Source organism: Streptococcus sp. DD11, from assembly GCF_001578865.1.
GTDB classification, from domain to species: Bacteria; Bacillota; Bacilli; order Lactobacillales; family Streptococcaceae; genus Streptococcus; species Streptococcus panodentis.
Genome location: NZ_KQ969395.1, coordinates 329,976 through 349,573 on the forward strand (window position 1 = coordinate 329,976; position 19,598 = coordinate 349,573).

At 42.0% G+C, this 19,598-nt stretch carries 17 protein-coding genes and 2 pseudogenes; 4 read left to right on the plus strand and 15 right to left on the minus strand.

Annotated elements, in window-relative coordinates:
• The 3 genes and pseudogenes from STRDD11_RS14515 to STRDD11_RS09340 form a co-directional block, all read left to right on the plus strand.
• Positions 1 to 603, plus strand: a pseudogene (locus tag STRDD11_RS14515) (DNA polymerase); the annotation flags it as partial.
• Positions 600 to 977, plus strand: a complete 378-nt coding sequence (locus STRDD11_RS09335; protein ID WP_128837086.1) for a hypothetical protein — start codon at positions 600 to 602, stop codon at positions 975 to 977. The pseudogene STRDD11_RS14515 and the gene STRDD11_RS09335, both read left to right, overlap by 4 nt.
• Positions 952 to 1,245 carry a DUF5960 family protein gene (locus STRDD11_RS09340; RefSeq protein WP_128837087.1) on the plus strand — a complete coding sequence of 98 codons (294 nt, stop codon included), beginning with the start codon at positions 952 to 954 and terminating at the stop codon, positions 1,243 to 1,245. The genes STRDD11_RS09335 and STRDD11_RS09340 overlap by 26 nt, the downstream gene beginning before the upstream one ends.
• A gap of 268 nt (positions 1,246 to 1,513) precedes the next feature.
• Here the strand turns inward: STRDD11_RS09340 and STRDD11_RS09345 are convergent, their stop codons facing one another.
• The gene (locus tag STRDD11_RS09345) at positions 1,514 to 1,903 is read right to left on the minus strand and encodes a phospholipase D-like domain-containing protein (protein WP_128837088.1); all 390 of its coding nucleotides are present in this window, start codon (positions 1,901 to 1,903) and stop codon (positions 1,514 to 1,516) included.
• A 146-nt stretch (positions 1,904 to 2,049) separates the two neighbouring features.
• On the opposite strand from STRDD11_RS09345, the gene STRDD11_RS09350 reads away from it, so the two are divergent.
• The gene (locus tag STRDD11_RS09350; protein ID WP_128837089.1) at positions 2,050 to 2,451 is read left to right on the plus strand and encodes a (deoxy)nucleoside triphosphate pyrophosphohydrolase; all 402 of its coding nucleotides are present in this window, start codon (positions 2,050 to 2,052) and stop codon (positions 2,449 to 2,451) included.
• A gap of 206 nt (positions 2,452 to 2,657) precedes the next feature.
• On the opposite strand, the gene STRDD11_RS09355 is transcribed toward STRDD11_RS09350, so the two are convergent.
• The 14 genes and pseudogenes from STRDD11_RS09355 to rlmD form a co-directional block, all read right to left on the minus strand.
• Positions 2,658 to 5,522 carry a DEAD/DEAH box helicase gene (locus STRDD11_RS09355; RefSeq protein WP_128837090.1) on the minus strand — a complete coding sequence of 955 codons (2,865 nt, stop codon included), beginning with the start codon at positions 5,520 to 5,522 and terminating at the stop codon, positions 2,658 to 2,660.
• A 53-nt stretch (positions 5,523 to 5,575) separates the two neighbouring features.
• Positions 5,576 to 5,707: pseudogene (locus tag STRDD11_RS14520) on the minus strand (DNA (cytosine-5-)-methyltransferase); the annotation flags it as partial.
• Positions 5,708 to 5,794: 87 nt separating this feature from the next.
• On the minus strand, positions 5,795 to 6,373 hold the full coding sequence (locus STRDD11_RS09360) for an HNH endonuclease signature motif containing protein (protein ID WP_241209389.1): 579 nt from the start codon (positions 6,371 to 6,373) through the stop codon (positions 5,795 to 5,797).
• Positions 6,366 to 6,986: a hypothetical protein gene (locus STRDD11_RS09365; RefSeq protein WP_128837091.1), complete on the minus strand. Its 621-nt coding sequence runs from the start codon at positions 6,984 to 6,986 to the stop codon at positions 6,366 to 6,368. The genes STRDD11_RS09360 and STRDD11_RS09365 overlap by 8 nt, the downstream gene beginning before the upstream one ends.
• Positions 6,987 to 7,008: 22 nt before the next feature.
• Positions 7,009 to 9,216 carry an ATP-binding protein gene (locus tag STRDD11_RS09370; RefSeq protein WP_128837092.1) on the minus strand — a complete coding sequence of 736 codons (2,208 nt, stop codon included), beginning with the start codon at positions 9,214 to 9,216 and terminating at the stop codon, positions 7,009 to 7,011.
• 3 nt (positions 9,217 to 9,219) lie between these two features.
• Complete coding sequence (locus tag STRDD11_RS09375; RefSeq protein ID WP_241209390.1) at positions 9,220 to 10,683, minus strand: Eco57I restriction-modification methylase domain-containing protein; 1,464 nt, start codon at positions 10,681 to 10,683, stop codon at positions 9,220 to 9,222.
• Positions 10,684 to 10,893: 210 nt separating this feature from the next.
• Positions 10,894 to 13,542 carry a valine--tRNA ligase gene (locus STRDD11_RS09380; protein WP_128837093.1) on the minus strand — a complete coding sequence of 883 codons (2,649 nt, stop codon included), beginning with the start codon at positions 13,540 to 13,542 and terminating at the stop codon, positions 10,894 to 10,896.
• A 13-nt stretch (positions 13,543 to 13,555) separates the two neighbouring features.
• Positions 13,556 to 14,107: a hypothetical protein gene (locus STRDD11_RS09385; RefSeq protein WP_128837094.1), complete on the minus strand. Its 552-nt coding sequence runs from the start codon at positions 14,105 to 14,107 to the stop codon at positions 13,556 to 13,558.
• 191 nt (positions 14,108 to 14,298) lie between these two features.
• Positions 14,299 to 15,540: a helix-hairpin-helix domain-containing protein gene (locus STRDD11_RS09395; protein WP_128837095.1), complete on the minus strand. Its 1,242-nt coding sequence runs from the start codon at positions 15,538 to 15,540 to the stop codon at positions 14,299 to 14,301.
• Entirely contained in the window at positions 15,518 to 16,117 is a 600-nt protein-coding gene (locus tag STRDD11_RS09400) for a GNAT family N-acetyltransferase (RefSeq protein WP_128837096.1), read from the minus strand. Before STRDD11_RS09400 ends, STRDD11_RS09395 begins: the two co-directional genes overlap by 23 nt.
• Before the next feature lie 343 nt (positions 16,118 to 16,460).
• The gene (locus STRDD11_RS09405) at positions 16,461 to 16,715 is read right to left on the minus strand and encodes a DUF1912 family protein (protein WP_128837097.1); all 255 of its coding nucleotides are present in this window, start codon (positions 16,713 to 16,715) and stop codon (positions 16,461 to 16,463) included.
• A 26-nt stretch (positions 16,716 to 16,741) separates the two neighbouring features.
• On the minus strand, positions 16,742 to 18,103 hold the full coding sequence (locus STRDD11_RS09410) for a DUF438 domain-containing protein (protein ID WP_128837098.1): 1,362 nt from the start codon (positions 18,101 to 18,103) through the stop codon (positions 16,742 to 16,744).
• A complete protein-coding gene (locus tag STRDD11_RS09415) occupies positions 18,103 to 18,336 on the minus strand; it encodes a DUF1858 domain-containing protein (protein WP_128837125.1) in 234 nt (77 codons plus the stop codon). The genes STRDD11_RS09410 and STRDD11_RS09415 overlap by 1 nt, the downstream gene beginning before the upstream one ends.
• 461 nt (positions 18,337 to 18,797) lie before the next feature.
• A partial coding sequence (gene rlmD, locus STRDD11_RS14530) for a 23S rRNA (uracil(1939)-C(5))-methyltransferase RlmD (protein WP_241209391.1) occupies positions 18,798 to 19,598 on the minus strand: 801 nt, incomplete at its 5' end.

A 19,598-nucleotide genomic window follows, 5' to 3' on the forward strand; every position in this document is an offset into this window, starting at 1 on the left:
GAGATAGGAGTCATGGGCCTGCAGCTTTGGTTTCACGCCCACGGCATCGATGAGAGCAATGTCCATCATCCTTATCAGGCCAAGTCACAGGGACTGGGCAATTCACAGATACTGCCCTGCGATTACAGGCAGCAGGCGGATATTGAGCTGGTATTTAAGGAAATGGCCGAGCAGGTCGCCGTCCGGCTGCGCCGGGCGGGCAAAAAAACCCAGCGAGTGGCTATCCATGCCCGCTACTCTAAGTTAGAGAACCGCGCTTCTATCCATACACAGCGCAAGATTGAAGCATGCAATAACAGCGACCGGCTGGCCCAGACTGTCACCCAGCTCTTTCGTTCCAAGTATCAGGGCGGGGCTATCCGCCAGATCGGCGTTTACTACAGTGACTTGGTTGATCAAAGCTTCAGTCTGATTTCCCTCTTTGACGATCCTCTGCAACAGCAGAAGGAGGAGGAACTGCAGCTGACTATTGACCGAATCCGCGATCAGTTTGGCTTCACCTCCCTGCTCAAGGGCTCTGCTCTCCTCCAGACTTCCCGCATGATAGCCCGCAGCAAGCTGGCCGGAGGCCATTCTGCCGGAGGTCTGGAGGGACTGTCATGACCGATCGCTCCTATCTCCCCTATCAGTCTGCCCGTGATTTCCAAGATCGGGGCATGGCCAAGTGGGCCGGTTTCTTTCTGTCTGAGCACAGCAGCGCCCTAACCCGCAAGGCAGCAGAGCCCATCCGCTTGGCTGAGCTCAGTCTTAGAGATAAGCTGCAGCTGCTCAGCCAAGCCTACAGCCAGCAGATTCCCATTTGTATTACTATTCTGGATCAAGCCGAATGCAGCAGCATGCAGGGCACTGTCTTTCATCTTGACAGCCGACAGGTCCTCCTGCAGGAGAAAGACCGCTGCAGGGCTATCAGCCTGAGCCAGATTCTTTCCATTCAAGCCAAAGGAGGAACAGATGACGGCTCAGTTTTCGTCCAATGAGCTGCAGTTCGATTACTTTTCTGACAATTACCGGCAGTTCCAGCAGGACTTTTACCGCTTTTCCAACCTCTCTCAGCCTCTGTCTTTCATGGAAGAAGACCTCCTGCTCCATATGGCCGGCCGCCAAAGCAGCTACTTTAAACTTTCCAAAAGCAAAAGTCTGGACCAGAAGGATCATTACTTCCATTTCAGCATCAGCAGTCCCGCAGACACTCCCTGCCTGAAAATCTACCACTATCAAGGGCAGAGCGAACAGATAGCAAAATAACCTCCCAGACTCAGTTTGGGAGGTTTAAAAATATAGGGAAAGTCAATGTCAAAATAGACTCAACGACAATCATCAGTAAACTAGGCAGCCAGCTGCAGGCTGCTCAAATAGTCTGGGGGACTTATCTGAGGCTGTGAATGGAGCTTCCATAGACAGCAGCAAAAGCACTGCTTCTGTCTCAGCTGTAAAACTTGATATAGGGGTCAGAGAGATTCCGTGGAACTCCTTGCAGGTCAATGAGCCGATGGATTACCCATTGTTCTGACTCTTATCCCTTGCCGTCTTTGATTTTCACTGAGTGCAAAAGCCCATCTAACTGCAGCTGGGACAGGACTTCGCTGACCAGACTCGGGCTCTCTAGGCGGAGGAGACTGGATTCTTCCCCGCCTGCATTGCCTATCTCCGGCAAAGTTCCATACCAGACAAGGGAGTAGTCAATCACCAGCATATTCATGATAACTTTTCGATCAATCGGTAAAACTTTCAAGTACTCATCTTCCAGCCTTTTTAAAAAATGAAGGTTTTTGGCTCCTTTTGGCACTACCAGTTTTATGTTAAGTTTTGGATAGTTGCCCTTGAGCTGAAGCAGCTTATCAACTGAGATATGAGTGCAGAGCAGGACAATCTCCCCTCTGGCCTGCAGCAGATCTGCCTTCAAAACAGATTGATAGCTCTTCTCATTATAAAGAGCCTGTTTGCTGCTACCATTTCTAGTTTAAAAATTGGGAAGATAAAAGTTCCAGATAATCAATCTATCCTGCAATTTTATTCGGCTTATGATATGATAGTTTAAAGGAGAAAATCATGTCAAAAAAAATCATCCAGGTCGTCGCGACAGCTATTGAGAAGGACGGAAAATTTTTTTGCGCTCAAAGACCGGAAGGCAAAAGCCTAGGTGGCTACTGGGAATTTCCAGGTGGAAAATTAGAAGAAGGCGAGTCACCCGAAAGGGCTCTGGTCCGAGAAATTCAAGAGGAACTCAACTCTACCATCGAAATTCTTTCCTATATCAATGAGGCCGCTTATGACTATGACTTCGGGACGGTCATCATGAAAACCTACCATGCTCGTCTCATTTCAGGAAATCTTGAACTTTTGGAACACCAAAATTCCACCTGGCTAGCCCCTAACGAACTAAAAACTCTCAACTGGGCCCCTGTAGACCGACCGGCAGTGGAAATACTATCTAAAAAAACGAGGCTGTGACGCAAAGATTCCAGCCTCTTTTTTATTAATATCGTCATTTAGTTTATCTTTTATTCCGTCGTTAACTCGCCTTGCCGTACCCCAGTACAGCCTGCGGCTCGTTGCCTAATACTAAAAGCAAACTAAAAGACTATAATAACCTTGAACAAACTTACAGGGCTGAACTATGAAATCGAGACTTCGTCTACCGATTTCTGTTTCACGCCTTATTTTTTTGTGAGATAATCATAAAGTGTAGCAGAAACCTCGTTGGCCAATTCAAAATTCATCGTGACCACAGGGGTCTTGCCATCCTGCATTTTAGTCTCAAGAGCGCTATCTTCCAAATAGTGAATCGGACCCAGATAATAGAAGTCGCTCCCCTCGCCATCTTCCTTCTTAATAAAGAGATGAAGAGCTAGACCAGTTTGATTAGACTGCATAATTTCAGCTACTTCTCTGGACTTGAAGCTCCGATTGCTCCGGGAATACCAATGAAAGACCTTGTTTGATAAGAATCCGTCCTGGTACTGGGTTGTTTCCGTGATGTCTTCCTCTTTGTGATAGGTGACAAAGATAGGGCAGGTTCCATGCTTGACCTTGTAGCCATAAACAGTGGAGCTCTCATCCTTATCCCAGTTGAGCAATCTCACAGCATCTTTCCGAGAATATTTCTCCCCGATGGTCAAAGGCTCCTGCGGGTATTTCTCTGATCGATCCAAGCCAGTTTGAATGATATCTAAGATAAAATTCCGATAGTCCTCTGTTAGAAATTGAGAGAAATTTAGATTCAGTTGATAAATGTTATTTTCAATTTTTAAGGCGGGTAAACCATACTTTTCTTGGTCTCTTTTAATGAAAAAGTCATAGGTTAAGCAGGCCTCAATCGACCTCAAAAGCGCATCAGAAACGTGCAAGCCTGCTTCTTTTAAAAATTGTTCAAAATCCGACTGGGAAATCTGTCCTTTTTCCAGCAAGACTTTCAACAGATAAAGGTCCTCTTTTCGCTTACCGTTGGACAACTCCTTACAAAGAAAAGTCAGAAAACCATTTAATTCAGGAATTTTAACAAATCGATCGTCCTTGTCAAAGGAAGCGATAACCTCTCCATAATGGTTAAAATTATCAAAAAAGACATAGGGATCCAGGGTGTCCAGTTTCCAAAAATCACTCAAGTTTGGAGTACGGCCCAAGCGATTCTTGGTTTCCATATAGGCCTCTTTTAGAATGACCCGATTGGACAGATTGGTAATAGAAATTGATTTAAAAATCTGCTCCTTAGCGACTTCCTCAAAATTGATGGTGGTCAAACCATTGAGAATATTGGGTTCCCGGAGCTCCCGACGGTAATTATCCTTATTCATGGACTTATCGCCAAAAAGGGCAATGGGGATCAGGTAGTTATTCTTGTAATTTCCGATAAAGTCGATAATGGTCACATACTCTTTGCTCTCGTGCTTACGTAGGCCTCGGCCCAGCTGCTGGACAAAGACAATGCTGGACTGGGTATTCCGCAACATAACCACCTGGTTGACAGATGGGATATCGATTCCTTCGTTGAAAATATCCACCGTTAGGATATAATCCAAGTCTCCATTTTCCAACTGGGCAACCACATCATTTCGTGTATCCATACTATCGTCACCGGTCAAGGCCCGACAACGTTTACCCTCTTGATTGAGTTTAACCGCCAGCTCACGCGCTTCTTTCTTAGAAGAGCAGAATATCAAGCCCTTGACCTTGGTCCCACTCACGCCATAAAAATCAAGCTTATTGATAATGTGCTTGACACGCTCGTCTGAGGTCAGATTGGCAATCGTGGTCTTTTCATTAACCAACAGTCCTTCGACTTCAATCTCCTTGACGGCATAGTAGATAAAAGGACAGAGCATATCATTATCCAAGGCATCCTGCAGACGAATTTCATAGGGAACATTGTAATCAAAGAGCTCATAGATATTTTGCCCATCAGTCCGCTCCGGCGTCGCTGTCATGCCCAGGTAAAATTCCGGCTGAAAATAATTCATGACCTTTTTATAAGAAGCCGCCCCAGCCTTGTGCACTTCGTCAATCAGGATATAATCAAAGAAGTCCTCAGGAAATAGCTGGAGATTAGCATCTCGCGATAGGGTTTGAATAGTCGCAAAGATATATTTCTTGCCAGCCAAGTCAGCACCAAAATGGTAAATCATAGCTTCCGAATCAGAAAACTGCAGAACCTTTTGAAAATCCTTGAGGGACTTTTGCAGAATCTGCTCCCGGTGGACGATAAAAAGCATCCGCTCGGGCTCAAACTGTTGGACATCAAAGGCTGACAAGAAGGTTTTCCCAGTCCCCGTTGCACTGATGACCAGGGCTCGATCCTTACCCGACTCACGAATAGCAGCCAAGCCTTTCAGGGCCTCCTGCTGCATTTTATTGGGCTTGATTTCTCTCAGCTGATATTCCGAAGTGCCTTCATCCTGGATCTGATCCGGCCGAATCGTCGGCCGACGTTTTTTAGCATAGGAGGCAATCCGCTCCTCCGTCAAGAGGTCTGATTTAGCCCAAATCTTCTCAAACTCTGCCTTGGTAGCCTGAATCAAGTCCCCATTATGGGTAGAGGTTAGCTTGATATTCCACTCATAGTTAATCTTGAGCGCATGGTGGGTCAGATTGGAACTACCAGAAATCAACACCTGTTTGCCCTCATGCTCAAAAAGATAAAACTTGGCATGCATCTGCATACTCTCAGGAGTCAAACGAACCTCGACATTCCTCAGCTTGAGCAATTCCCGCATGGCAATCGGGTCATTAAAATCCAGATAAGGGGAAATCAGAATCTTCCCCTCAATCCCCTTATCCATCAAATCAGACAACTGCGACTTAATCAAGGCAATACCCGACTGGGTGATAAAAGCCACCGAAATGTAGAAGGCCTGACACTTGCCCAACTCCTCCTGCAAATCCGCCAAAACATAGCGTTTAGCTTCCTGGTCATTAATCAAAATCTGCGGCGAATACCCGCCCTCTTGATACCTGACATTATCCACAAAACCAAACTTCAAGGACTTAATCAGCGTATCCTGAAACAAACTCACACCATCTGGCATAGAAAGACTCTTTTCTAAAATTGTTGCTAGAATAAACCCAGCTTATACACTTATTCAAACATACTGACGTACACTATTTTGATCTCGTTGGTCTGTTCAAATCCTAACTCAATTCTCCCAACACCTGAGAAGAAAAATGAAATATAGTACTTCTTACGTAATGGCGAACTTATAGAATTTGTCATGTAGTTACCTGTTTTCTAGCATTTATTTCAATTTATTCAAACTAGGAAAACTATTTCTAAGTTCTAATAAACTATTATAAATTCTCTCTATTTTAGCATCTTCTTCATTTTTTTTGCAAAATATAGATTTAATAATAGATAATCTAACTTTCTATATGCGTAGTTAAATTTCATTTTACTATAAAATGATTTAATTTCCTCATTGTCTGTATATTCCTGAGAGATAATTATTTTATAGTATTTATCCCGTTTAAAAACCTTTTTTATATTCTCTCTATCAGGATGTACTAGGTCAAGAATATTATTGATTTCAAACTCTTTCTTAGCTTGATTACAGTTTCGACAAGCAAATATGAGATTCTCAACGTGATCCACCGATTTCCCCTCCGGGGTATTTTCTTGTAATTTATTAACAAAATGATCCACCTCGTATTGTGGAGCTGAATTTATACATACTGGAACACCGCAATAACCACATTTTTCATAATAAATTTCTTGAAATTCATCATAATAACAAGAACATTTAGCTTTTATTTTATCATAATGCTTTCCACAATTTGCTTCATTTTGTACACGTTGATCAATGCTAGAGGCCAATGAAGCTTTTCGGCTGCTAATATTGGTGAAGTCAGCCTCTTCATCTGCTACAAATCGATAATCACTCATCTCTCTTCTCCAGTATATCTTGCTTTATAATGTCTATTAACTCATCGATTTTTTCGTCTGTAAGTTCCCTATATGTTGTAATTTTATTAAGTAATTTTTGAGTTTCCTCAACGATCAATGATCCTTTATAGGCATCTTTGTTTGACTCTAAATCATTCCCGATTCTTCTTAGTTCGACTATTTCTTTCATAGCTTCTTCTACTGCCGGTCTTAAGTTTTTATTATAAAAGTCATTGGCATCTTTTTGAGTAGCACTACCTCTGGAGGTTGCAAATTTATTTAGAACACCATATTTCGCTAAATCTCTGTTTTGAGTAATTACAATCACCTTGATAAAAGGATTTAAAATTCTTAGAACCAATTTAAACTCTTGACCTGTAAACTTAGAGCCAGATTCCGCAAATTCATTTTCAAATAACTTAGAATCAATTACAATAATATCTGATTTCAAAATCTTACTATCAGTTAATAAAGATTCGTAATCTCTACTACTACTATCAAACTCTACCTCATCGTAAGTTATAAGTTTCTCCTCTTCAAAATGATATAAATATTCAACCAGTAGAGGATCTAATTTATCATCTACATAAGTTAATTTAATTTGTTGAACCATACTATACCTCGTCTAACAGTTTTTATATTTGCATTTCTGCTTTTAAATTAAAACCTTCTGATTCTCCATTAATACTAATATTTCCATTTAGTTTATAGACCGTGTTGTTTACCATCCACATTCCCAATCCATGCCCATCTTCTCTAGTACCTTCGTGAACATTTAATATCTTCGATGGATTTTTTTTATATTTTTTATCAAGTCCCACACCATTATCAGAATATTCAAGAAGTAACTTACCTTCATTATAATCAAAATTAATTGATATTTCTAATACTTTTTTACCTTCATTTACCTGTATGCTATTAAGAATTAAATTATCAAGTATAATCATTAAATAGTCATAAGATATTGTTATATCATTTTCTCCAAAACAACTAGTTTTAAAGGTCACCCAATTATATTGGATTCTCCACTTTTCAACTATTTCTTCTATAAGTTCTGATAGAGAATAGTCTTTTGGCTCAAATCTTTCCTTTTTATTTTCATCTATGATGGTATCAGATAAATCTAAAACCTTTTCTAAATCTTTTTCAAGATTTTTTAATAACAATGGAATATTCCTACTACTTGGTTTAACAGCTTTAAGTTCTTCCCAATCATATTTTATTTTTAAGGCATCTTCGATTTTTTGAGGATTTGCTGCAATTGTATTCCTATTATTATGCAATTCATGGCTTAACGAACTTATTTTTAGTTGCAAAGTAGCAAGAACATTCAACAGTTGTGCCTCATATCGATAATTTTCTTCAACTTCTTTCTTCTCATTTGAAATATCAGTTATTTTATTCTTATATTCTAAAATACGATTTTTCACTTCAATTAAGTCCTGAGTAGTTATTTCACCTATTGATTCACTTTGGTCAATAAATTTATCTATTTTATTTTCAATATCGACTTCTTTTGTGACTGGTATTAAATCTTCTTTATCTTTTATTTTTCTAATATCTCTAACAATTGACTGTCTATAGCCTTCAAATTCATTTAAAGCACTGTCAATAATAGACTTAAAAATTGTAAAATGAATATTTTGCACGATCCCTTGTCTATTCGAAATATCTTCAATATAAGCATTCTTTACTTTATCAATCAAAATATATCCCGATAACTGATTACGACGAACTCGCCAAGAACCAGTTGGATGAGATGCAGCAGCTGGCGAAGAGGATGCACGTTTCCCAAGTTCTAACCAATCAGTTCTTCCCTCAAAAGAATCTATACTAAAAGCATTTCTATACAAAATTACCCCTCTATTAAATCTTTCTGACAGAGTATCATGTTTATATTCATATCTTTCCTTATCAATTTGAGTAACGTTGTTTAAACTAAAATATAATTCACCTTTAAATGAGCCTACCTCTTTTAATAAAGTACCAATCATTTCATTAGTAATATCTTTTTTTTCAATATCATCTTGTCCATGTATTAATTCAACAACATCTTTTTTGAGCTCATCAATCATATCAAGCTCAAAAGAATATTCTTTGATATTTTGATTCGTCATTTTAGATGCTGAATCTTTAAATTCATCTGAATATATTTGGCCAATAAGCTTGTGATTGTTTGAATCATAGGTTATAGAAAGTGACTCAAGGTAATTGGTTCCGATTTTTGGATTCTCCCAAATTAACTCCGTCTTCTCCTCTATATTTTCTCCATTTTCAAACATAAATAGTATGGTAATTTGCATTCTACTATCTCTATAAACTTTACTGAGATATTTCTTTAGAGGAGCAATATTTTTATTTGACCATTTGTCACGTAAATTGTTGATTTGTATTTTGGTCCCTTGATTGGATATATTATCATCAGAAGAAATTTCTGAACTATTCCAGTTAGTCATCCAGTGATAACCAACCTCATTTTTTCTTTTAGTGTACATGTCAACAGATTCGCCCAATCGAGCCAAAGCAAACCTCCCAATTCCTTTTGATCCAGCAAAAATGCGGCCTGTATTGGAATCCATATAATCACGACTACTTTTTCCAACACGCATCCAAGCTTGTTTAATATCATTAATGTTCATTCCAGAACCATCATCAATTATTTCAAGCATCAGTCGACCAGTACGATTAGATTTTTTGAAAATAAGCTTTAAGTCATTTGCACCAGCATCATAAGCATTTTTTACTAATTCCAAAATTGCAGATTCTTTTGTGGAAAAATTATTCCTACCTAAAATTTCCGCAATGATATTGTCTTCAACAATATAACTAAGTTTATCACCCATTGTTTACTCCTCAATATATAAATCGATAGGTATTCTAATTTTCTTTAAATCTCTAGTACTCATATTTTTATATCCAGAGGAATAATTTTTGGACACTCCTCTTAAATAATTAAGAACTAATTTTGAATTTAAATATTTTAGAATTTTTTCACAAGAGAGTTGACTAAGTTTTTCTGTAAAAACTATAGAAATCCCCGCTAATACAAAACCCGAATCTACTTGTTTAAATGGCTTCCCTTCTAAATTAGCAACCTTTGGTATTGTAATTTTTTGAGAACTATAATTTAACATTCCTTGAGTTCGACCAAAATAAATATCATATCTCTCTTGAAATTTATCACTTAACTCATTTCGTAGATAATCATAAGTATAGGGGTACTTTTCACTGATGTCTATTATTTTCTGATTCTCATCATCATAGGGAAAAACTATATAGTATTTGTCACCTGGATTAGAAACTCGCACTCCTTTTTTTAAAATAGATTTTTCAATCAAAAATTGATGAGATTTCTTTTCTATAAGATATTTATCCTCCAGACTCTTAACAATTTCTTGTTCGTTAATTATAAATACACTATCTTGTAGAGTTGCTAATCCATTTTTTATATCTGCTATTTCTCCTAGTAAAATGGATTCTCCTTCCTCATAAATAAACTTTTCATCGTATAGATAATAGATCTCCTTTTTATGTAATTCATTATATGTGAAACTCTTCAGCTCATTATTATCTGAATCTACTATTTCTAAATTATTATTATTCTCCGATATTATTGTGATTGCTGTATATGTTGTTGCATCTTCAAAGTTCAATAAATCACCGTAATCAATTATTTTTTCAATATATTTATTAGAAATCATTGTCTGTAATAATTTTTCAGCACCTCTTGCCCTCAAATAGTTATTCGGAGTAATATAACTTATTTTTCCTTTTTTATTCCAGAGAGAAAGTCCCAATTCAAAAAAATAATAGTAAATATCAAAATTAAATCGATTACAAAAATCACTACTTTTTCTAAGTTTTTCTACTATACTTTCTTCCATATTTTTTCTTGAAATATATGGAGGATTGCTTATAACATAATCAAATGTTTTTCGTTTATCAAATTTATCTGGAAAATCCAACGCATCAAACACATATATATTCCAATTTATTCTAACTTCTTTGAAATATTTTCGAACTATTTTATTGAGTCTTGAAATGCAAATTGTTATAGCATCTTCTCTAATATCAAAAGCAGAAAATCTATTTTCCAGACTATTTTGAATTTCTGCTTGACTCTTATCTAGATTATTTTTCAAAAATTCTTCAACAATCAGACAGAAAATATGCCCCTCACCAACTGCAGGTTCAATTATTGAAAAATCACTTGTGTAATCTATATCCAAGTTATCAATCATAACCTTTGCTAACGATTCATTAGTATAATAAATTCCGTTTTTCTTTAAAAAATTTTGTTGCTCTATCACTTTATATCTCAATTCAAAATTATGTTTACTTTTTCTATTATACCAAAAAAACACAGCTTTTACACCGTGTTTTCTGTTCTCATTATTCAAAATTAGTGAGGCATCCCAATACTTTCCACCGTGGTGAAAGTCATACAGCTGAAAATCAGCAATGAAACCGTAGGTTTGCTTGCGTCCCCACTACCTAAGAAAAGTATCAAAAGATAAAACTTAGACTAGTTTCCTCATCTCCGCAATCCGCTCCTGGGTCGCATCATACTTGGCCTGGTAGTCGGCTTGTTTTTGCCGCTCTTTCTCGACGACTTCTGCTTTGGCGTTGGCGACGAAGCGTTCGTTGCTGAGTTTTTTGCCGACCAGGTCCAGTTCCTTCTGCCATTTGGCCAATTCTTTTTCCAGACGGGCCAGCTCTTCCTCGACATTGAGGAGGTCAGCCAGGGGCAGGTAGATTTCAGCGCCGGTGATGATGCTGGACATGACCAGCTCTGGCACTTCTAGATCCGCTCCGATTTCCAGATGTTCTGGGTTGGTGAAACGCTTGATATAGTTGACATTGGCCTTGAAAAATTCTTCCAGCGCGCCGTCTGTCGTCTTAATCAAGATGCTAATCGGCTTGCTTGGAGCCACATTGACTTCAGCCCTGCTATTGCGCACCGAACGGATCAGATCCTTAAGGGCTTCCACGCCAGCTGCAGCCTCAGCATCGTCAAACTCTGGACGAACCACTGGATAAGCCGCTGTCACAATGCTGCCTTCTGAGATCTGACCAAAGATTTCCTCGGTCACAAAAGGCATGATGGGGTGAAGCAGGCGCAGGATTTGGTCCAGCGTGTAGAGGAGGACAGAGCGGGTGATGACCTTTTCGTCTTCATTGTCGCTGTAAAGCACCTCCTTGGTCAGCTCCACATACCAGTCGGCAAACTCGTCCCAGATGAAGTTGTAGAGGATGTGACCCGCCACCCCAAATTCAAATTTGTCAAAATTCTCAGTGACTTTTCCGATGGTGTCATTGAGATTGTGGAGGATCCAGCGGTCGGTGACATTGCCAGCCTGGCCAGCTGCCACCTGAGCGACATGCTCACGCGCCGCATTCAGCGTCAGGCCCTCATTATTCATGAGGATATAGCGGGAAATGTTCCAGATTTTGTTAATGAAATTCCAGGAAGCATCCATCTTTTCATAGCTGAAGCGGACGTCCTGACCAGGGGCAGAGCCGTTTGACAGGAACCAGCGCAAAGCATCGGCACCGTACTTGTCAATAACATCCATAGGGTCAATCCCATTGCCCAGAGACTTGGACATCTTGCGGCCCTCTTCGTCCCGAATCAGACCATGAATCAGAGCATTCCTAAATGGTGACTTGCCGGTGAACTCTAGACCTTGGAAAATCATCCGAGACACCCAGAATGGGATAATATCATAGCCGGTAACCAGAGTAGAAGTCGGGTAATAGCGCTTGAAATCTCTGCTTTCTTCATCCGGCCAGCCCATGGTTGAGAAGGGCCAGAGAGCCGAGCTGAACCAAGTATCCAGCACGTCCTCGTCCTGCTTCCAGCCATCCCCTTCGGGCGCTTCTTCGCCCACATAGACTTCACCTTGGGCATTGTACCAGGCAGGGATTTGGTGGCCCCACCAGAGCTGGCGGGAAATCACCCAGTCATGGACATTTTCCATCCACTGGAGGAAGGTATCATTGAAGCGCGGCGGGTAAAATTCCACCTTATCGTCGGTGTCTTGGTTGGCAATGGCATTCTTGGCCAGCTGATCCATCTTGACAAACCACTGGGTAGACAGGCGTGGCTCAACGACTACACCGGTCCGCTCTGAGTGGCCGACGGAGTGGATCCGCTTGTCAATCTTGACTAGGGCACCGATTTCCTCCAGCTTCTTGACAACAGCCTTACGAGCTTCAAAACGGTCCAGACCGGCAAATTCAAAGGCTAAGTCATTCATGGTCCCGTCGTCATTCATGACATTGACTTGCGGCAGCTTGTGGCGCTGGCCGACCTCAAAGTCGTTAGGGTCATGAGCCGGGGTAATCTTCACGACACCCGTTCCAAACTCAGGGTCTGCGTGCTCATCCGCTACGATTGGAATCAGCTTATGGGCAATCGGCAGGACGACATTTTGGCCAATCAAGTCCTTGTAGCGGGGGTCTTCTGGATTGACCGCAACGGCTACGTCCCCAAACATGGTCTCCGGACGGGTGGTCGCCACTTCCAGAGCACGAGAACCGTCTTCCAGCACATAGTTCATGTGGTAGAAGGCCCCTTCCACATCCTTGTGGATGACCTCGATGTCAGACAAGGCTGTGCGGGCCGCCGGATCCCAGTTGATAATAAACTCACCACGGTAGATCCAGCCTTTTTTGTAGAGTTCGACAAAGACCTTGCGGACAGCTTTTGACAGACCCTCGTCCAGCGTGAAACGCTCACGAGAGTAGTCGACAGACAGGCCCATCTTGCCCCACTGCTCCTTGATAGTGGTTGCGTATTCGTCCTTCCATTCCCAGACCTTGTCCAGGAATTTCTCCCGGCCCAAGTCATAACGGCTAATGCCCTGCTCCCTCAGGCGCTCCTCGACCTTGGCCTGAGTGGCAATCCCCGCATGGTCCATGCCCGGCAGCCAGAGGGTATCAAAGCCCTGCATGCGCTTCTGACGGATGATAATATCCTGCAAGGTCGTATCCCAAGCATGACCAAGGTGCAATTTCCCTGTCACATTCGGCGGCGGAATCACAATCGAATAAGGCTTAGCCTTCTCGTCGCCTGATGGTTTGAAAACTTCGGCCTCTAGCCATTTCGCGTAGCGGCCAGCCTCAACCTCGGCTGGATTGTACTTTGGGGATAGTTGTTTAGACATTTTTGTGCTCCTTTTATAATTTTAGAAAATCTATGTTCTTTATATAGATAGAATTAAACATTTTTTCACTTGTTAAAAAATTATACAGTAAATTTTTCATTTCCAAATATTCTTTTTCTCCAAACATGAACCAATCTGTGTCATCATCATCATATTTAATTTCAATATGAACTCGGTTTCTTAATTTTCTGAAATCATCCAATTTATCTAAATCATTATCACTCAGACTTAATGGATTTTTTTCTCGAAATTCATTTAATAATTTTTCTCCAAATTTATTATTACTAGTTCTATCTTGCATTATTACTTCAATTACAGATATCGAAGTAATAATGAAATTTTTCCATATCATTTTTTTCATTAAGTCATCCAAAACAAGTTCATCTAATTGAATTTTCAAAAATTCTAGATATCTTAAACTATATGCAATATTACGCTTTGTTTTCTTAGATGATAAAAATAAACCACTATTTACAACATGAGAAAACTCATCTACTTTTGTTACATAGTATCTCTCTTTAGGATGGATTTTTTCTGATTTAAGCATTGTTTTTAATTTATTCATTTTGACTATTCCCCTTTCTAATTCCCCACTCTCTCCTCAGCAATCCATATCTCATCTCGTCGCAGCGATTGCCTTGAGTATCCTTACGATCCCTTATACGAGTTTCGACAGTAAAGTCAATCTTCTCTATGATTCGTCTGCTTTAGCGATTGTAATTAAAGCAAGCCCGCTTCATCCCTTACAATAAACGATTAATTCGCTTTGTTAAACTTTATACCATTTTCTTTTAGTTTTTTAACCGTAACAGGACCAATGCCTTTTAAAGCTAGGACTTCTTTTTCTGTCCAATCTTTGAAATCAGCTGAGGTACTAATGCCATTGTCTAAGAAAATTCGAGCGTAATCCATTCGAATCCCCTTCATTTCGGGTTCCCCCATTAAAGAAAATAAGTCAGCGAGCTCAGCCAAACCTTCTTCTAGTCCATAAGGAATGGTAATATGCTCCTTGCCTCCTAATTTTTTAGCTTCATTAGACAAAAATTCCGTTAGGATAATGTTTTTCTCTAAAAAATCAAAAAGCGGATAGAGACTCGCCATCAGCGACTCGTTTGAGTTAGGATAGTAGAATTCTTGCTCTTCTATTTCAAACACTTGGAAATACCAGTCTTTTGCAGCAAAGAAGGCAATCGCTTCAGTATTCATCTCCGCTAACTTTGCAAATAATTTTCTTGCTTCCTCTAGTTTTCCTCGCAAGAAAGCAGCAATAACAGCATGTACCAATACAGTATCATCGCATTTTCCTTTATTCAGTGCCTCTTGATAGAAGCGCTCAACCTTTATCTCCTGACCAGTCATATGATACAGGGAAAGCATACAGAAAACAAAATTGGGCGGGAAGCGTTCTGGTCGCTTACTTAGGTACAAATCAACCAATTCCAAGGCTTTATGGTAACAGCCTTCTCCCATATAATATTCAATCAGAAACAGCAGTGCAGTTAAAACTGGACGAGACTCAAAATAATTCCAATCGTTGTATCTATTTGTTTTCCATTTTGATAACACAAGGGCTTCAAATTCTAAGACTTTTTCAAAGGTCGGCAAATCAAAGTCTTCAACTTCTGATGCAAATAGATGAAACTCCGCTGCGAAATAATCTGGATTGAGCTCTAACACTTGTTTCAGCAAGTTGTTTCGTTTATATTTGTTGGGCGTATGCATCGCTTTTCTAAAAAGTTCATGATCTGGATTCCAAATAAAAGTCCCGTTTCTTAATTGATGACTGATTTCCTGAACATCTGGATAATCGCCATGCTCATCAGCGTATTGGATTATTGCGGTGTGTTGCTCATCAAAGTTTTGAATACGGCGCCGCTCTACGAATACTGGCTTGTGAGCTAATGCTTCTGTCCATGCAGCTCCTTCTTCAGAAATGACTTTGATATTCAATTTCTGCTGACGTTTTAATTCTTTTTTACGATTTTTCTTTTTTGCCATGTTCTTTCTCCTTCCACTCACTCTTCAGCAGTCCATACCTCAGCTCTGCGCAGCGCTTGCCTTGGGTATCTTTGCGATCACGGATACGTCCTTCCAGACTAAAGCCCAGTTTCTCCGCCACGCGCTGGCTCTGCCTGTTGTAATCATAGCAGACGATTTCAACCTTATGAAGGTTCAAAATAGTAAAAGCCACTTCAATCAAGGCACTGACCGCCTCAGCCATATAGCCCTGCCCCCAGTAGTCCGGATGCAGCAGGTAGCCAATCTCAAAGACATCATCCGCATGGCGGTGATTGAAATCACAGGAGCCAATGACTTGATCGCTTCCTTTGACCGTAATCCCATAGCCCGACGGCAGGCCTTTCTTTTCAAGATTTTGATAGTAATGATTTTCAAAATAATCATACTCATCTTGCAGAGTTTCAATCAGGGGAACGGCCGCAGGATAGCAAACCTCAGGCAGGCTGACATAGTCAAACATAGCGGGCACGTCTTCCGACGTCCGCTGACGCAGAATCAAGCGCTCTGTTTCAAGCCTCGGCAATTCCTTTCCATTGTACTTTTCTAAGATTTTCATGTGCCGCCTCCTTTTATAAAATAAAAATATCCCTGCCATATCCATGACAGGGACGAATGTGTTTATCCGCGGTACCACCCAATTTCGGGCAGAGCCCGCAACTCTCGTCTTCTTGTTTTTCTTTTATGACGTCGTTAGCTCGCTTTGACGTACTTCAGTACAGCCTGCAGCTCGCTGCCTAGTCCTAAAAGGAAACTAAAAGACTATTCTAATATTTTAATTTTTCATCCATCAGCAACCAGCTTGAACGCATTTGTGGACTTCTCAGCACCGCCACTTTCTGTAAAATGCTTGACTCAAAACACCTCTGATGAACTTATTCTATCACCTTTTCAGTGAAAAATCAATAACTTCTCTCGCCCAAAAGTTCCTCCGGCAGGTCGTGAAATCCCTTGCCTGCCTGATAATTGGCAAACTTACCCAAGAGAAACTGATAGGCATCGAGACGGCTTTCATAGCGAATAGCGGCCTCTCGGGCCCGCTCGTCCTGATCTGCCTCATAGACAGCCTGACTCTCCTTGAGCGCCATTTCATTGATCATAACCTGGGTCTTGACCCAAGCCTCAAACTCCTGCAAAAATTCCTGCTCGTAGCTCATTTTTCTCACTTTCTAGCTGCAAATACCTAGTCCAAATCTCGGTAAAAATCACTGTCAATGTCACGGAAGGGCTGAATGTCCTGCACATACTCCAGCACCCCCTGAAATTCCCCAGCTTCATCCCGCACCGCCGCATAGGTCACATGGACAAACTTGCCCCGCGATTCCGACCTGAACCACATCTCAAACTTGTCCCGCTGCCCCTCGCGCAGAGCCTTGAAAATCCGCCGCACCTTGTCCAAAAACTTAGGCGGATGGCAAAGCTCTACATGGCGCCCTATCTGGGATGGCGTCCGTTTGAAAATCATCTCGTCCGCCAGCACACTGTCATTGTAATACTGGAAAATATCCTCCTTATTGACAAAGGTAATCTCCATGGGCAGATGATTGAGGATCAAATTGGCCTCCGTCACCGACAGATAGCCATGGCCAAAAGGCTGCTGACTGTCCCGACTGACAGGCGTCTCCTTCTTTTCCTTAGACTCAAAGGAAATAGTGACCTGCCCATCCGGCGTATCAATGACCTGCTGAAACCTGCCATCACTAGGCTGCTCTCTACTGGCTGCCGCTTCGCTGCCTGCATCAGCAGCCTCCCCAGCTTCCTCCTCCGAGAATGAGTGCCGCTCAGGAATCCATTTCTCCGTTGGCTTGATGATGGCATAGCCATAAGCCTCGCTCTCCTCGGCAATCTTGAGCCAGTCATCCTGATGAAAGGACTCGAGGAGTATCATGAGCAAAATGGACTCTTCCTTGAAAATCATAGCTTCAAACTCAGCCGCAAAGATTTCAAACTTTTCCTTGACTGCAGAAATCTCTAACTCCGGCAGCTGCTCAGCAGCTGCCCTAGCTTCCTGAAAAAGCCCGCGGATCTGATCATCCACGCCCCACATGACCTTGGGCGGCGAATCATGCCCATAGCTCTCCATGATGGGAAACATGAGCTCTTCCTTGCGCTGATAGTGAATAGCAAACTGTCCGACCAAGCCCAGCTGCCGCAGCAGACCCTTGCCAATCTCCGTCAGCATCTCTGCATCATCAGACTGCTCATAGGTATCCAGAAGCCGCCGCACCCGCATGAGGGCTGCCCGCAGAGCTAGATTTTCCTGCTTGAAAATCTGCACCGGATGACCCGGATGATCCGTATCGGCCACTTCTACATTCTGCACAGCTCCCTTAAAAAGGTTGGCATGCACATTGCAAAGGGACATGACATCTTCAAAGGTCACACCCGAATCCGAATTCATCAGCTCATGCTCCATTAAGCTGATTTCAATGGCGGACACACCTGTAAAATGCTCGTTAAAGAGTTCCTGAACCGATTCCGCCGAAGCACCTTGATGCAAATCCAGCAGAATGGATTTGAGAATCTCAATCCGCTCCGCAGCCATCAGTCTATACCAGCTACTTCATAACCATTAGCTTCCAGCAGGGACTGAATCTTTTCAATGGGCAGACCGTGCATCGCTGCACCCTGCAGGAGACTGACCTGGCGTCCGACCGTTTCCCGCATCTGCGGATTGGCCAAAGGCGCAAAGCCCAGCTCCACCAGAATATCCAAAACCTCTGGATGCGCATCAATCACTTCTGCTACCGGAATAGACAAATCAATCACATTGTTCATATCAGCTACCTCACTGTCTTTTTCTATCATTATATCACAAAAGCCCTCCCAGACTCAAAGTATCGTCATTTAGTTTCTCTTTTATTCCGTCGTTAACTCGCTTTGTTTTGGTCAAAAAACTCTTGACGCGGTCAAAACCTCCACTGGAGCTTTTTGACACTTCCTAGCGGAAGCTCTATCTGCCACCTCAAAACCTCCACTGGAGCTTTTTGACACTTCCTAGCGGAAGCTTTATCTGCCACCTCAAAACCTCCACTGGAGCTTTTGAGCAGCTCGCTGTCCTATCGTCCTGTGTTTTAAGCGATTGGCTGAAACTGTCCCCCGGACAGTTTCACTGCTAAAAGCAAAGGAAAAGACTATAAAAAAGAAAAGCGAGAAAGGGATTCTCCTCTCGCACGCTTCCTTTCTTCGCCTATCCAATTCTAATTAAAATAACTAACTCTATCAGGCAGACGCTGAGCTCAAGGCATTCTGACCGATTCCTTCCTCACCAGCTTGACCACCGCTTCTGTCCGAGCGGTATGGGGAAACATATCCACCGACTGGATATAGCGGACATCATAGACCTGGCTGAGCTTGACCAAATCCCGCGCCAGCGTGGAGACATTGCAGGATACATAAACCATCTTTGGGGGCGCATAGCGGACAATGGTCTCCAGCAGCCTGTCGTCCAGTCCTGTCCGCGGCGGATCGGCAATCAAAGCATCCGCCCGATAGCCTTCCCGATACCAACGGGGAATCACTTCCTCTGCCGTCCCAGCCTCGTAGTGGGTATTGTCAAAGCCCATCCGCTTTGCATTGCGCTTGGCGTCTTCAATTGCTTCTGGAATGATATCCATACCGCGCAGGGATTTGACCCTTTTAGCAAAGGCAAAGCCGATGGTCCCTACCCCGCAGTAAGCATCCATCAAATGGTCTTCGGGGCCGACATCCAGCGCCTTGACCGCTTCGCTGTAGAGCAGCTCGGTCTGCTCAGGATTGAGCTGATAAAAGGCCCGAGGCGACAGGGAAAATTCATAGTCCAGCACCCCTTCTTGAATGGCCTCTTTTCCCCAGATGATTTCTGTCCTGTCCCCATAAATTTCACTGGATTTGCTGGTTTGGTAATTGACCGCTACCGTCTCAATTTCCGGAAATTCCGCTGTCAAATCCCTGACCAAATCTGAAAAATCCAGTTTCCGGCTGGTCACAAAAATCATCTGAACCTGACCGGTCTTGCGGGCCCTGCGGACCATCACCGTCCGGACTCCGGCAGTCCTGCG

What these genes read in the sequence shown, in the direction of transcription:
- STRDD11_RS09340 (WP_128837087.1), top strand. Translation starts at nt 952, where the DNA reads ATGACGGCTCAGTTTTCGTCCAATGAGCTGCAGTTCGATTACTTTTCT.
- STRDD11_RS09380 (WP_128837093.1), bottom strand. Translation starts at nt 13,542, where the DNA reads ATGTCTAAACAACTATCCCCAAAGTACAATCCAGCCGAGGTTGAGGCT.
- STRDD11_RS09410 (WP_128837098.1), bottom strand. Translation starts at nt 18,103, where the DNA reads ATGGCTGCGGAGCGGATTGAGATTCTCAAATCCATTCTGCTGGATTTG.
- STRDD11_RS09370 (WP_128837092.1), bottom strand. Translation starts at nt 9,216, where the DNA reads ATGGGTGATAAACTTAGTTATATTGTTGAAGACAATATCATTGCGGAA.
- STRDD11_RS09355 (WP_128837090.1), bottom strand. Translation starts at nt 5,522, where the DNA reads ATGCCAGATGGTGTGAGTTTGTTTCAGGATACGCTGATTAAGTCCTTG.
- STRDD11_RS09365 (WP_128837091.1), bottom strand. Translation starts at nt 6,986, where the DNA reads ATGGTTCAACAAATTAAATTAACTTATGTAGATGATAAATTAGATCCT.
- STRDD11_RS09395 (WP_128837095.1), bottom strand. Translation starts at nt 15,540, where the DNA reads ATGGCAAAAAAGAAAAATCGTAAAAAAGAATTAAAACGTCAGCAGAAA.
- STRDD11_RS09405 (WP_128837097.1), bottom strand. Translation starts at nt 16,715, where the DNA reads ATGAGCTACGAGCAGGAATTTTTGCAGGAGTTTGAGGCTTGGGTCAAG.
- STRDD11_RS09360 (WP_241209389.1), bottom strand. Translation starts at nt 6,373, where the DNA reads ATGAGTGATTATCGATTTGTAGCAGATGAAGAGGCTGACTTCACCAAT.
- STRDD11_RS09415 (WP_128837125.1), bottom strand. Translation starts at nt 18,336, where the DNA reads ATGAACAATGTGATTGATTTGTCTATTCCGGTAGCAGAAGTGATTGAT.
- STRDD11_RS09400 (WP_128837096.1), bottom strand. Translation starts at nt 16,117, where the DNA reads ATGAAAATCTTAGAAAAGTACAATGGAAAGGAATTGCCGAGGCTTGAA.
- STRDD11_RS09335 (WP_128837086.1), top strand. Translation starts at nt 600, where the DNA reads ATGACCGATCGCTCCTATCTCCCCTATCAGTCTGCCCGTGATTTCCAA.
- STRDD11_RS09350 (WP_128837089.1), top strand. Translation starts at nt 2,050, where the DNA reads ATGTCAAAAAAAATCATCCAGGTCGTCGCGACAGCTATTGAGAAGGAC.
- STRDD11_RS09385 (WP_128837094.1), bottom strand. Translation starts at nt 14,107, where the DNA reads ATGAATAAATTAAAAACAATGCTTAAATCAGAAAAAATCCATCCTAAA.